General features: G+C 70.2%; 14 protein-coding genes and 2 pseudogenes. 8 read left to right on the top strand and 8 right to left on the bottom strand.

Going from position 1 to position 12824, the window contains the following annotated elements; translation table 11 throughout:
- Window positions 1-8 precede the first annotated feature (8 nt).
- Complete coding sequence (locus Dfulv_RS04175; RefSeq protein ID WP_259861277.1) at window positions 9-1358, bottom strand: basic secretory family protein; 1350 nt, start codon at window positions 1356-1358, stop codon at window positions 9-11.
- A 178-nt stretch (window positions 1359-1536) separates the two neighbouring features.
- The gene (locus Dfulv_RS04170; protein ID WP_259861276.1) at window positions 1537-2457 is read right to left on the bottom strand and encodes a proline dehydrogenase family protein; all 921 of its coding nucleotides are present in this window, start codon (window positions 2455-2457) and stop codon (window positions 1537-1539) included.
- Window positions 2458-2535: 78 nt separating this feature from the next.
- Between Dfulv_RS04170 and Dfulv_RS04165 the strand changes: the two genes are divergently transcribed.
- Window positions 2536-3123 carry a CGNR zinc finger domain-containing protein gene (locus Dfulv_RS04165; protein WP_259861275.1) on the top strand — a complete coding sequence of 196 codons (588 nt, stop codon included), beginning with the start codon at window positions 2536-2538 and terminating at the stop codon, window positions 3121-3123.
- A 234-nt stretch (window positions 3124-3357) separates the two neighbouring features.
- Window positions 3358-3558 carry a cold-shock protein gene (locus Dfulv_RS04160; protein WP_190255785.1) on the top strand — a complete coding sequence of 67 codons (201 nt, stop codon included), beginning with the start codon at window positions 3358-3360 and terminating at the stop codon, window positions 3556-3558.
- A gap of 179 nt (window positions 3559-3737) precedes the next feature.
- Here Dfulv_RS04160 and Dfulv_RS04155 read toward each other — a convergent pair whose 3' ends face one another.
- Both Dfulv_RS04155 and Dfulv_RS04150 read right to left on the bottom strand, forming a co-directional pair.
- Window positions 3738-4541 carry a sugar phosphate isomerase/epimerase family protein gene (locus Dfulv_RS04155; protein ID WP_259861274.1) on the bottom strand — a complete coding sequence of 268 codons (804 nt, stop codon included), beginning with the start codon at window positions 4539-4541 and terminating at the stop codon, window positions 3738-3740.
- Window positions 4542-4581: 40 nt separating this feature from the next.
- Window positions 4582-5511: a Ppx/GppA phosphatase family protein gene (locus tag Dfulv_RS04150; protein ID WP_259861273.1), complete on the bottom strand. Its 930-nt coding sequence runs from the start codon at window positions 5509-5511 to the stop codon at window positions 4582-4584.
- Between the two features lie 61 nt (window positions 5512-5572).
- Between Dfulv_RS04150 and Dfulv_RS04145 the strand changes: the two genes are divergently transcribed.
- A complete protein-coding gene (locus tag Dfulv_RS04145; protein ID WP_259861271.1) occupies window positions 5573-6397 on the top strand; it encodes a hypothetical protein in 825 nt (274 codons plus the stop codon).
- Between the two features lie 4 nt (window positions 6398-6401).
- Here the strand turns inward: Dfulv_RS04145 and Dfulv_RS04140 are convergent, their stop codons facing one another.
- The gene (locus tag Dfulv_RS04140; protein ID WP_259861270.1) at window positions 6402-6611 is read right to left on the bottom strand and encodes a hypothetical protein; all 210 of its coding nucleotides are present in this window, start codon (window positions 6609-6611) and stop codon (window positions 6402-6404) included.
- 277 nt (window positions 6612-6888) lie between these two features.
- Between Dfulv_RS04140 and Dfulv_RS48735 the strand changes: the two are divergent.
- The 3 genes and pseudogenes from Dfulv_RS48735 to Dfulv_RS04130 all read left to right on the top strand — a co-directional run.
- Window positions 6889-6951 (top strand): annotated as a pseudogene (locus Dfulv_RS48735) (hypothetical protein); the annotation flags it as partial.
- A 180-nt stretch (window positions 6952-7131) separates the two neighbouring features.
- Window positions 7132-7245: pseudogene (locus Dfulv_RS48730) on the top strand (hypothetical protein); the annotation flags it as partial.
- Window positions 7246-7373: 128 nt separating this feature from the next.
- A complete protein-coding gene (locus tag Dfulv_RS04130) occupies window positions 7374-8006 on the top strand; it encodes a PilZ domain-containing protein (protein WP_259861268.1) in 633 nt (210 codons plus the stop codon).
- A 21-nt stretch (window positions 8007-8027) separates the two neighbouring features.
- Here the strand turns inward: Dfulv_RS04130 and Dfulv_RS04125 are convergent, their stop codons facing one another.
- Entirely contained in the window at window positions 8028-8711 is a 684-nt protein-coding gene (locus Dfulv_RS04125; RefSeq protein WP_259861267.1) for a response regulator transcription factor, read from the bottom strand.
- Window positions 8712-8782: 71 nt separating this feature from the next.
- Complete coding sequence (locus Dfulv_RS04120) at window positions 8783-9835, bottom strand: sensor histidine kinase (RefSeq protein ID WP_259867403.1); 1053 nt, start codon at window positions 9833-9835, stop codon at window positions 8783-8785.
- A gap of 197 nt (window positions 9836-10032) precedes the next feature.
- Here Dfulv_RS04120 and phoU point away from each other — a divergent pair, with 197 nt between their 5' ends.
- Window positions 10033-10701 carry a phosphate signaling complex protein PhoU gene (gene phoU, locus Dfulv_RS04115; protein ID WP_259861266.1) on the top strand — a complete coding sequence of 223 codons (669 nt, stop codon included), beginning with the start codon at window positions 10033-10035 and terminating at the stop codon, window positions 10699-10701.
- Window positions 10702-10756: 55 nt separating this feature from the next.
- Here the strand turns inward: phoU and Dfulv_RS04110 are convergent, their stop codons facing one another.
- The gene (locus Dfulv_RS04110; protein WP_259861265.1) at window positions 10757-11509 is read right to left on the bottom strand and encodes a phosphoglyceromutase; all 753 of its coding nucleotides are present in this window, start codon (window positions 11507-11509) and stop codon (window positions 10757-10759) included.
- 115 nt (window positions 11510-11624) lie between these two features.
- Here Dfulv_RS04110 and Dfulv_RS04105 point away from each other — a divergent pair, with 115 nt between their 5' ends.
- Entirely contained in the window at window positions 11625-12794 is a 1170-nt protein-coding gene (locus Dfulv_RS04105; protein WP_406567927.1) for an MFS transporter, read from the top strand.
- Window positions 12795-12824: the final 30 nt, after the last annotated feature.

The raw sequence follows: 12824 nt of genomic DNA, 5'->3' as shown, positions 1-12824 counted from the left end.
ACGCAATTCTATGTACGGGCTTTGACGTTCCTCACGCAGTCGTTGGCGACGTCGTCCCAGCTCATGCCGAGTGCCTTCGGTGCGGCGTCGGTGAGGCTCATGCCCTGCCGGGTGGTGAGGTCGAAGAAGTCGAGCATCTTCTCCTCGCCGAAGCGGTCGGCGAGGCGCTGCACGGACAGGTAGGCGATGCCGTATCGCCCGCTCACGTCGCTCGTGCTCGCCCCCTCCGGCGGGTCGTCCATCGCGATCTCGTTCTTCCAGTGTCCACTGCGGACATACGCCCGCACGTCGGACATCTGGCTGAACGGCTTGCCTTCGCCCTTCACCCGCACGTATTCGGCGAGACCCTCGACCAGCCACCAGGTCTTGTCATAGGCGCGGTCGACGCCGGCCAGCGTCACCACGTGGGTGAACTCGTGGCGCAGCACGTCGAGCGTCTCCTTGGCGTCGACGCGGGCGGCGTTCAGGACGATCTCGGTCGCGTTCGGGGTGAGCGGCAGCGCGAAGCCGGCGACCCAGTTCTCCTGCTTGATGCCGTACCACGACGACCACTCGTCCGGGCCGGCGAGATACACGGTGTAGCGCGACGGCGGCGGGCCCCACTTCGCGTAGCGGTCGGTCAGCGCGGCGGCCTTCTCGGCGCTGGCGAGCATCGACGGGAGGCGGGAGGCGTACTTCGGGGTCGTCGACAGCACCACCCGCTGACCGACCGCGGTCCGCAGCTCGCTGGCCTCCCACGGGCGCGGGCCGAGGTCGTCGGAGACGCCGAACTCGAGCAGCGTGACGGTCTTGCCGGAGACGTTCCACCGGGTGGCGGTCTGGAAGTTCATCGGGTCGCAGGTCTCGACCACGAAGCAGTACCGCACGTAGACCTTGGCGGTCGCGGTGCCGTCGCCGACGACCTTGACCTTGTCGACGACGGTCGGTTCCCAGACCTTGACCTGCAACTGGCGCAGCGAGCCGAACCGCCGGGCGAGATCGTCGCGCAGCTTGGTGGCGGTCTGGTCGACCGGGGCGAGGAAGGCGGCCTGGTCGCCGCCGACCAGAGCCGCGCCCTGGTCGGACAGGGCGCGGCGGACCTTGCCGTCCACGGTCGTGGGCGGCGCGCCCTTCGTCTCGCCCGACCCGCCCTTCGCGCCGCCGCCGTTGGACTCGCCGACCGGCCGATCACCGGCCGTGCCGAGGCCCTGCCCGGCCAGCGTCGCGGTGCGGTCCTGGCGGGTGGCCTCGAAGGCGATCGCGCCCGCCGGCGCCAGCAGCAGCACGGCCAGGGCCACCAGCAGCGCGACCCGGAGGACGTTGACCCGCTTCGGCGGGACAGGCGGCGGATACGGCGGATAGGGTTGCTGATAGTGCACCGGCGGCGGCGAATGGTAGAACTCCGCCGGCCTCGGGTGGGGCAACGGCGGCCGGTTCGATTCCCGCGCGAACCCCGTCGCGTCCGGCCGTCCCCCATCCATCACTGCCGGACCGTACGCGACCCGGTCAAGCAGCCGCGTCGCCCGTATGGACGAGATGCGGCATTAGGACCTGTCGCTAGCCTTTGGACCGCAGGGCGCGGGCCAGGAAGCCGACGTTTGCGGGCCGTTCGGCCAGCCGCCGCATCATGTAGGCGTACCACTGGGTGCCGTAGGGCAGGTAGACCCGGACGGTGTATCCCAGCTCGGCGAGGCGGCGCTGCTCGTCGGGGCGGACACCGTACAACATCTGGAACTCGAACTCGTCGGTCGAGCGGTCGAACCACTTCGCGCGGTCCTCGCCGATGGCCACCAGGCGGGGGTCGTGCGTGGCGAGCATCGGGTAGCCGGAGCCGGACATGAGCACGTTGAGGCAGCGCACGTAGGACTTGTCGACGTCGAGACGGCTCTGGTAGGCCACCGACTCGGGCTCCTTGTACGCCCCCTTGCACAGCCGGACCCGGGAGCCGCTGACCGCCAGCTCGCGGCAGTCGGCCTCGGTGCGGCGCAGGTACGACTGGACGACCGCGCCGGTCGTCGGGAAGTCCTCCCGCAGCCGGGCCAGCACCTCCAGCGTCGAGTCGGTGGTGGTGTGGTCCTCGGCGTCGAGGGTGACCGTGGTGCCGGCCTCGGTGGCCTTGGCGCAGATCGCGCGGGCGTGCTCGTAGGCGACCTTCTCGTCGAAGACCTGGCCGAGCGCGGAGAGCTTGAGGCTGACCTCGGCCGCGGGGGTCAACTCGGCGGCCTGCAGCGCGTCGAGCAGTTTGAGGTACTCGTCGCGGGTCGCCTCGGCCTGTTGCGGATTGGTGGTGTCCTCGCCGAGGTGGTCGATCGTCACCGCCAGTCCGTCGGCGACGAGCTCGCGGGTGCGGGCCAGCGCGTCGTCCACGTGCTCGCCGGCGATGAACCGGCGCACGATGTCGCGGCTGACCGGAGCGGATTCGACAAGCCGCTCGACTCTGTTTGAGCGGGCGGCGGCGAGGATGACCGATCTGAGCATGTGCCGAGCGTAGACAGATCCTGCCGGGTCCGGTGACGCGTGGTCGCCAGTGTGGCATTTCTTGACTACCTTGGTCGGGTGGACTTCGACGCGTATGCGCGGACCGCCGTCGACATCGTCAACGCGCCGCTCGAAAGCATGCAAGACCTCGTCGCACTGTTCGGCGAGGACAGTTGGCAGACCGCCGAGGCGACGGAACGCGACCTGATCGCCTTCCGGCGCGCCCGCAAGCGGCTCCGGGATGTGTTCGAGCACGGCTCGGCCGGCCGTGACGTGGCCGCGGTCGCGGAGCTCAACGCGCTGCTCGAGGCCTATCCGATGCAGCCGCGGATCTCCGGGCACGACACCCACGACTGGCACATGCACGTGACCGGCCGAGGCTCCTCGGTGAGCTCCGAGCTGCTGGCCGGCGCCGCCTGGGGCCTGGCGGTGTGGCTGTGCGAGCACGGCAGCGCCCGGTTCGGCGTCTGCGCGGACGAGCGCTGCGGCAACGTGTACCTCGACACTTCGTCGAACTGCTGCCGCCGGTTCTGTTCCGAGCGGTGCGCGACCCGTTCCCACGTCGCGGCGCACCGGGCGCGCAAGCGGGCCGCCGAGACCGGCGCCGCGCTCGCGCAGGCCCAGGTCACCACGGATGACACCGACCGGGCGGTCGTGACCGCATAGGTTGCCGAGCGGACTCGACCCGGCCGGGGGTCGGCCGGGTCGGGTTCGAGAACCCGAAACCGCCTCCGGGGCCGGGCACTTCGGCATATCTTGCGTCATGTGGTTCGCTTCACCGCGCGTCCGACAAGTCGGATCTGCGGGCTTGGGCGATGCGGGACCGTTCATTTTTGTTGGCGGCCCCTGACACCGGGTAGGTCACCGGATCACAACGCCCTACGAAGGAGAAACAGCACCATGGCCCAGGGAACCGTGAAGTGGTTCAACGCTGAGAAGGGCTTCGGCTTCATCAGCGTCGACGGCGGCAACGACGTCTTCGTCCACTTCTCCGCCATCGTCTCGGAGGGCTACCGCAGCCTCGACGAGAACCAGCGGGTCGAGTTCGAGATCAAGCAGGGCCCGAAGGGTCCTCAGGCCGAGTCCGTTCGCAAGATCTGACCGCCGGCTCACCGCCCCCCGGCGCGACCGAACGCGCCGGGGGCAGGTCTCTGCGTCTTCGGCCAGGGGCGGACGGCCCCTGAGCCGAAGGCCGGCGGCTGCTGAACCGGACGCCTGCGCCACCTGATCCGGATCGGTGGCGCCGGAGGGCCGGGGCACGGAGCCGGACGCCGGGATGATCAGGCGACCGGGGACGGGGTGGCCAGGTGCTGGCGGGCGAACCGCAGCGCTTCGGCCAGGTCGGCCTCGCGGTCGGCACGGCTGCGGGCCTTCCGGGTGCCCACCTCCACCGCCACCGAGCCGGTGAAGCCGCGCCCGTCCAGCGACGCCAGGAGCTCCGCGCAGGGCTGGGTCCCCCGGCCGGGCACGAGGTGCTCGTCGCGGCCCTTGCCCGTGCCGTCGCCCAGGTGGACGTGAGCCAGGTTGCCGCGCATCGTGTCGGCCAGCGCGATCGCATCGGTCCGTGAGGCGGCGCAGTGTGACAGGTCGAGCGTGTAGGCGTCGAACCCGATCAGCGTCGGATCCCAGCCCGGCGCATACGGCACGAACTCGCGGCCCACGCCACGCAGCGGGAACATGTTCTCGACCGCGAACCGGATGCCCGGGAACTGTCGGCCCAGCTTGAGCAGGCCGGACTGGAAGGTCCGCGCGTAGTCGCGCTGCCAGGCGAAGGGCGGGTGGACGACCACGGTCGGCGCGCCGAGCGTGTCGGCGAGCTCGGCGGCGCGGCGCAGCCGCTCCCAGGGGTCCGGGCTCCACACCCGCTGGGTGACCATCAGGCAGGGTGCGTGCACGGAGCCGACGCGCACGCCGTAGTGCTTCGACAGTCCGAGGAGCGCCCCCGCGTCCTGGCTCACCGCGTCGGACCAGACCATCACCTCTACTCCGTCGTATCCGACCGAGGCGGCCATCTCAAAACCTGCGGCGGTCGGCTCGGGGAAGACGGAGGAGGTGGACAACAGGACCGGAACTTGACGACTCACAACACCAGGCTAGCCCTCGCCGGGTAACGTCTCCTGTCGATCAACTCGACTCGAGGACCTCCAGCCGGCGAAGAATCACCCCTTCGCGCAGAGCCCAGGGGCAGATCTCGACCTCCTCGATGCCCAGGCTGCGCATGGTGACCTCGGCCACCACGGCACCGGCGAGGATCTGATGCGCCCGCCCGGGGCTCACGCCGTCGATCTCGGCCAGCGCCGCCGACGGCATCCGACGGATGAACGACAGCACCTGGTGCAGGCCGACCCGGGTCAGCCTGCGGGGCGCCCGCGGCCCGGCGCTCGACGGCGCCGCCCCGGCGAGACGGGCCAGCGTGCGAAACGTCTTCGAGGTCGCGACCGGCCGGTCCCAGCCACTGTCGGCCAGCTTCTTCACCGGCTTGGCGACCTCGGCCTCGACGTATTCGCACAGGGCGGCGACCGCCGCCGCCGAGGGCGGGTCGCCGTCGAGCCGCTCCCGGGTCAGGCGGCCCACGCCGAGCGGCACGGATAGCGCCACGTCGGGCTCCTCGTCGATGCCGGCCGCCAGCTCCAGCGAACCGCCGCCGATGTCCATCACCAGCAGCCTGCCCGCGGACCAGCCGAACCAGCGCCGTACCGCCAGAAAGGTCATGATCGCCTCGGCCTCGCCCGCGAGGACCTGCAGGTCGACGCCCGTCTCCTCACGGACCCGCTTGAGGACGCGGGCCGAGTTCTTCGCGTCTCGCACGGCGGAGGTGGCGAAGGCGAGCAGGTCGTCGGTCTCCAGCGCCGCGGCGGCGTCACGTGCCTGGGCGACCGCCGCGACGAGGCTGTCGGCACCCGCCTTGCTGAGCTCACCGTCCTTGCCGATCCGCTCGGCGAGGCGCAGTTCGGCCTTCTGCGAGTGGGCGGGCCACGGGTGAGCACCGTGGTGCGCGTCGACAAGGAGGAGATGGACCGTGTTGGAGCCGACGTCGAGGACACCGAGGCGCATCGCTTCACCGTAGTCGCGTCACGCTTCGGCGGGGCGAACCCGACGGCGTACGCTTCGTCGAATGGAGATTCACGTCGAGGTCGAAGGCCCGGACGACCCGCGCAACCTCGAGGTCGACCTCGACTTCCCACGCGAGTGGCTGGAGTTCACCGACCCGGATGACGCCGACCACCTCATCCGGGCCGACATGACGTGGCTGCTGTCCAATTGGACATGTGTCTACGGCAACGGCTGCCACGGCATCGTCGAAGGCCGGCCGGAGCAGGGCTGCTGCTCGCACGGCGCCTTCTTCACCGACGACGACGACAAGAAGCGCGTGCGCGCGGCGGCGAAGCGGCTCTCGCCGGAGCACTGGCAGTATTACCGCAAGGGGTTCAAGAACTACACCGAGACGGACACCATCGACGGTGAGAACCCCGCGCTGCGCACGGCCACCCGCCCCGGCGCCGGCTGCGTCTTCCAGAACGACCCCGACTTCCCCGGGGGTGGCGGCTGCGCCCTGCACGGCCAGGCGCTCCGCGACGGCGTGCACCCGCTGGAGTACAAGCCGGACGTGTGCTGGCAGCTGCCGGTCCGCCGTGACCAGGATTGGCGCAAGCGCCCCGACGGCACGAAGGTGCTGGTCTCGACGCTGGGCGAGTTCGACCGGCGCGGCTGGGGCGAGGGTGGCCACGACCTGCACTGGTGGTGCACGTCGTCCCCGGAGGCCCACGTCGGCGCGCTGCGGCTCTACCAGGAGTACGAGCCGGAGCTGACGGCCCTGATCGGCAAGGCGGCCTACACCAGGCTCGCCGAGCTGTGTGTGGCCCGCGTCGAGCAGGGCATGATCGCCCCCCACCCGGCCACGGTGGCGGCCCGCAAACTCATCCCGATCCGCCCCGTCTGACGGGTCAGTCCTCCTCCTGCTGGGTGTGCTGCTGGCGGCGGGCCTTGGCGAGCAGCGAATAGCCGACCGCCAGCAGTGACAGGCCGATGAAGATGCTCGGGAGGGACTCGGACCAGGTGGCCGCGCCGATCGCGGTCCACGCCGAACTGGCCGCCAGCATCACGCCGACCAGCATCAAGAGCATCCCGGCCGGGCCGGTGTTGAACGTTCGCACCAATCGCAACGGTACGGTCAGGGTGGTGTCCGGTGTGCGACAACCGGGGAACCCACCACCCGGATAGGTTCAGGCGGTGAACGAAGAGATCTTTCCCGGGGTGCAGCTCGGCGAAGGCACTGTTGTCGAGCCCGGGGCCCGGATCGGCGTACCGCCGCGGGGGGCGCAGCCGGGTGAGTTCCCGACCGTCATCGGGGCCAACAGCCGCATCCGGTCGGGCACGGTGATCTACGCCGGTGCGGTGATCGGCGAGCGGTTCCAGTCCGGACACGGCGCCATGATCCGGGAGAACAACATCATCGGGGACGGCTGCTCGGTCGGTACGAACGCCGTGCTCGAGCCCGGCAACCGGATCGGCGACGGCAGCCGTGTCCACTCGCACTGCTTCCTGGAGAACGTGACCCTCGGCCTGCGGGTGTTCCTCGGCCCCGGGGTCGTGTTCACCGACGACCCGCACCCGCCCTGCCCGCGGTACGACGAGTGCGTCGGCGGCGCCACCGTCGACGACGACGCATCCATCGGCGGCAACGCGACCATCCTGCCCGGGGTCCGGATCGGCGCCCGCGCACTGGTCGGCGCCGGCTCGGTGGTCACCCGTGACGTGCCGCCGGACACCGTGGTCGCCGGCAGCCCGGCCCGTGAGAAGCGCAAGATCGACGAGCTGGTGTGCGCGCCGGGGCACTTCGCCAAGCCGTACGAGTGGCGCGCGGCACTCGACTCCTGAATCCTCAAGTCGGCCCGGTCCGGGCCGAACGTGGGGGCGTGACCAGTCTGCCCGCGATCAACACCCTGGTCGACGTGGTCCTGATGGATGGCGAGGCCTATCAGTCCCGCGTCGAGGACGTGACCGACAAGCGCCTGACCGTGGCCGCGCCGTTCGGCGTGAACACTGCCGACATGCCGAAGGTCGGCACGTCGCTGGAGCTTGCCTGGGTCGCGGGCGACCGGCGGCACGCGATCGACGTGCGGCTGACGGCGCTGAGCAACGAGCAGCCGCCGCGCTGGTCGCTGGAGGCGATCGGCAGCATCCGGCTGCAGACCCGCCGCAACTACGTCCGCGGCGGCGGCGGTGAGCCGGTCGAGGTGACGATGGGCGGCACCGCGTACGCGGGCCGTGTCATCGACCTGTCCGAGGGCGGGATCCGCTGCCGGATGCTGGAGGACAAGTTCGACCGGGACGACCGGGTCGAGCTGCGGATCGCCCTGGAGGACCAGACGATCCCGCTGAACGGCACGGTGCTGTTCGTCCGCCGGGACCACAAGAACGGGACGTTCGACGTGATCATCACGTATGAGACGACCGAGCTCGTCGGCCGGGCGATCCGGGGTTACGTGCTGCGCCGCGAGATGGAGGAGCGCCGCCGCAGTCGCGAGTCGGTCGCCAACGCCGGCTGACCCCGTCCACCTTCGCGAGGGCTACGGCTCGAACTTGTAGCCCAGGCCGCGCACCGTGACGATGTACCGCGGCGCGGACGGCTCAGGCTCGATCTTCGACCGCAGACGCTTCACGTGGACGTCGAGGGTCTTGGTGTCGCCGACGTAGTCCGCGCCCCACACCCGGTCGATCAGCTGGCCCCGCGTGAGGACCCGGCCGGCGTTGCGCAGCAGCAGCTCGAGCAGCTCGAACTCCTTGAGCGGCAACTGCACCGCGTCGCCGGCGACGGTGACGACGTGCCGGTCGACGTCCATGCGGACCGGGCCGGCCGAGAGTGTCGGCGGCGCGAGGTCACCGACGGCGTCGACCTGGCGCCGCAGCACCGCGCGGATGCGGGCGACCAGCTCGCGCGGCGAGTAGGGCTTGGTGACGTAGTCGTCCGCGCCGATCTCCAGCCCGACCACCTTGTCGATCTCGCTGTCCCGAGCCGTGATCATGATGATCGGCACGTTGGACTTCTGCCGCATCTGCCGGCACACCTCGGTGCCCGACATCTCGGGGAGCATCAGGTCGAGCAGGACGATGTCCGCGCCGGTGCGGTCGAACTCGGTCAGGGCCTCGGTGCCGGTCGCCGCGATGGAGACCTCAAAACCCTCGCGACGGAGCATGTACGACAACGGGTCGGAAATCGACTCTTCGTCCTCGACCACGAGTACGCGCGCCAACGTGCTGTCCTTTCGTAGCTGCCGGGGAACCGCACTGCGCTGCGAACCGCGGGATTGCTGTTGCATAACGATCATGAGGCCCCTCCGATCTCAACTGACGGCGGTAGCGCCAATGCGGCCTCCGTCGGACGCGACGGCAGCCGCAAGGTGAACGTCGAGCCAACACCGACGGTGCTGGTCACCGTGACCCAGCCTCCGTGATTGGTGGAGATGTGCTTGACGATCGCCAGGCCGAGGCCGGTGCCGCCGGTGGCCCGGGAGCGCGCCCGGTCGGCGCGGTAGAACCGCTCGAAGATCCGGTCCAGGTCACGCGGCTCGATGCCGATGCCCTGGTCGGCGACCGCGATCTCGACGAACCCGTCCTCGCTCGCCGACGTGGTGACGATGACCCGCGTCGACTCCGGCGAGTAGGCGATCGCGTTCTCCATGAGGTTGACCACGGCCGTGACCAGCTGGTTTTCGTTGCCGTAGACGGTCAGGCCCCGGACACCCTGGAAGCTCACCTCGATCTCCTTCGCGGAGGCCGGGGTCTTGGTGCGGTCGAGCACCTCGGCCATGATCTTGTCGACGTCGACCGGCTCCGGCTCGGGCAGCGGCTCCGCGCCCTGCAGCCGGGACAGCTCCAGCAGCTCGGAGACGAGCCGGCCGAGTCGCGACGACTCGTGCTTGATCCGCTCCGCGAACCGGATGGCGGCGGCGGGGTCCTTGTCCGTGGCGTCGAGGAGGGCCTCGGCGAGCAGCTGGAGCGCGCCGACCGGGGTCTTCAGCTCATGACTGACGTTGGCGACGAAGTCGCGCCGCACGCGGGCGACCCGGTGGGCCTCGGTGACGTCGGTGGCCTCGATCGCGACCCGGCCGCCGTCGAGCGCGACGGCGCGCACGTTGACACCCAGCGGATCGCCATGGGTGATCCGGGGCAGGTCGAGCTCGACGACCCGGGTTACCCCGCCGCGCCGCACCTGACCCGCGAGCGTCCGCACGATCGTGTGCGCCTCGTCGACGGTCGTACCGCCACGTTGCCGCACAAGGCCCATCTCACGGGCCGCCGCGTTGGCGAGCACCGGGCGATCGTCTTCGTCCAGCACGAGCACCCCGACCAGCAACGCGTCGAGGATCTCGGTCATTGCCGGACCCTCGGCTTTCGCCTGCTGCCGGAACTTCCACTCCACGGCTCGATGGTAGGAGGTCTCTTACCCGACCGACGGCACGCGGAGGCACGAAACGGGCTCACGTCGTCCAGTGTTCACCCCCTCGCGGGGTGAAGTTCACGTCCGGCGTGGGGGTGGAACCCTACCGTGAGGTTCGACACGATAGGAGCACCATGCGCGACGAATACCGTGCGGATCTTTTGCAGGTCAACCGGCTGCTGGTGTGGATGGCCGACGCCGTCCGCAGCGCCATGAACCGGGCAACCAATGCCCTCCTGAAGGCCGACCAGACCGACGCCGAAGAGGTCATCGCCCGCGACGCCGAGGTCAACGCCCTCTACCGGCTCGTCGAGGACAAGGTGTACGACCTGTGCGCCCGCCAGGCACCCGTGGCGTCCGACCTGCGTGTGGTGCTGACCGCACTGCACCTGGCGGCCGACCTGGAGCGGATGGGCGACCTCGCCGAGCACGTGGCCAAGACCGCCCTGCGCCGCCACCCCAACGTCGCCGTGCCTGGGCCGCTGGTCGAGACGTTCGAGCAGATGGGTTCGGTCGCCGACCGGATCGCCGGCAAGATCTCCCGGGCGATCTCCGCCTCCGACGTGGTGGCCGCGGGCCAGCTGGATCGCGACGACGACGAGATGGACCGCCTGCACACCAGCCTCTTCGGCATCATGTTCGGCCCGGACTGGACCGAGGGCACCGAGGCGGCGGTCGACTCGGCGCTGCTGGGCCGCTACTACGAGCGGTACGCCGACCACGCGGTCAACGCCGGGCGGCACGTGGTGTTCCTGGTCACCGGCGAGGCGCTGGACGCCAGGGACGCCAAGCCGGCCGAGTGAGGCCGTGACACGACGAAGCGGGAGGGGCCGGTGCCCCTCCCGCTTCGTACTGGGGTCAGCGACCCTGGTTCGCCACCGCGGCGGCTGCCTCGGCCGCGGCCTCCGGGTCGAGGTAGGTGCCACCCGGCGTGATCGGCTTGAGCGAGGCGTCCAGGTCGTACCGCAGCGGGATGCCCGTCGGGATGTTGAGCTTGGCGATCGCCTCGTCGGAGATGCCGTCGAGGTGCTTCACGAGCGCGCGCAGCGAGTTGCCGTGCGCCGCCACCAGGACCGTCCTGCCGGCGAGCAGCTGGGGGACGATCTGGTCGTACCAGTACGGCAGCATGCGCTGCACGACGTCCTTCAGGCACTCGGTGCGCGGCAGCAGCTCCGGCGGCAGGGTCGCATACCGCGGGTCGCCGGCCTGCGACCACTCGTCGTCGTCGGCGATCGGCGGCGGGGGCACGTCGTAGGACCGGCGCCAGAGCATGAACTGCTCCTCGCCGAACTCCTCCAGCGTCTGCTTCTTGTTCTTGCCCTGCAGGGCGCCGTAGTGCCGCTCGTTGAGCCGCCAGCTGCGCTGGACCGGGATCCAGTGCCGGTCGGCGGTGTGCAGGGCGATCTCGCTGGTACGGATGGCACGGCGCAGCACTGACGTGTGCACCACATCCGGCAGGAGACCGGACTCACGGATCAGCTCGCCGCCCCGACGGGCCTCGGCCTCTCCTTTGGCGCTGAGGTCCACGTCGACCCAGCCGGTGAACAGGTTCTTGGCGTTCCACTCGCTCTCACCGTGCCGCAAGAGCACCAGTGTCCCGACTTCGCTCATGAAACCATCCTCCCGCACTTAATCCTTCGACAGCGCAGCGGCCCGGATGTAAGGATGCCGGACCGTGGCGTGCATTACGGGGCAACGCTTACCGGGTCAGTTCTGGGTGCTGTGGGTGGCCACCCTGGTCAACCGCGCCGGCAGCTTCGTGATCATCTTCCTCACGATTTATTTGACCAAAGAGCGTGGCTTCAGTGAGTCCGCCGCCGGCCTGGTGATCGGGTTGTATGGCGTGGGCGGCGCGATCGGCGTCACGGCCGGCGGCCATCTGGCCGACCGCTGGGGCCGCCGGCCGACCGCACTGCTCGCCCTCTTCTCGGCGTCGGCCCTGATGGTCGCCCTGGGTCTGGCGCAGGACCGGATCACCATCATGGTCGGGGCCGCCGCGCTGGGCCTGGCCGCCGAGTCCGCCCGGCCGGCGCTCGCCGCGATGATCACCGACATCGTGCCCGAGGCCGACCGGATGCGCGCGTTCAACGTCTACTTCTGGGCGATCAACCTCGGCTTCGCGATCGCCGCGGTCCTGGCGGGCTTCGCGACGCAGGCCGGTTATCTCACGCTGTTCCTCGCCGACGCGGTGACCACCGCCGTGGCGGCGGGGCTCATCGTGGTGAAGGTTTGCGAGACCCGGCCCGAGGTGGTCGAGCACGAGCATCAGGCCGGGAGCCTGCGGACCGTGTTCCGGGATCGGGTGTTCCTCGGATTCATCGCCTGCAACCTGCTGCTGGCCCTGATCCTCCTCCAGCACATGTCGATGCTGCCGCTGGCGATGATCGACGACGGCCTGTCGAGCAGCACGTTCGGAGTGGTGATCGCACTCAACGGCGTCATGATCGTGGTCGGGCAGCTCGCCCTGACCCGGTTGCTGGCCCGGCGCCGCCCCGCCCTCGTGCTGCCGGTGTCCTCGGTTGTGGTCGGGCTGGGCTTCGGGCTCACCGCGTTTGCGCACACCCCGGTCTGGTACGGCGTGACGGTGCTGATCTGGACGGCCGGCGAGATGCTCAACGCCCCGTCGAACGCGGCCCTGCTCGCCGGCCTCTCCCCCGTCACGATGCGCGGCCGCTACCAGGGCGGGTTCTCCCTCTCCTGGCAGGTGGCGTCGTTCCTGGCGCCCACCCTCGGCGGCGCGGTGCGCGACAACGCGGACAACACCACGCTGTGGCTCGGCTGCCTCGGGCTGGGCGTGGTCGGCGGCGTGTGGGGGCTGCTCGCCGCACCGGCACGCGAACGGCGGGTGGCCGCGCTGGCTGCCGCCCAGCCCGAAGCCGAGCCGGTTAAAATCTAACTGTAAACTTACCTAACAATCCGAAGAGAG

This window comes from Dactylosporangium fulvum (assembly GCF_025137375.1).
Lineage (GTDB): Bacteria > Actinomycetota > Actinomycetes > Mycobacteriales > Micromonosporaceae > Dactylosporangium > Dactylosporangium fulvum.
This window is presented reverse-complemented; position numbering and strand designations above follow the sequence as displayed.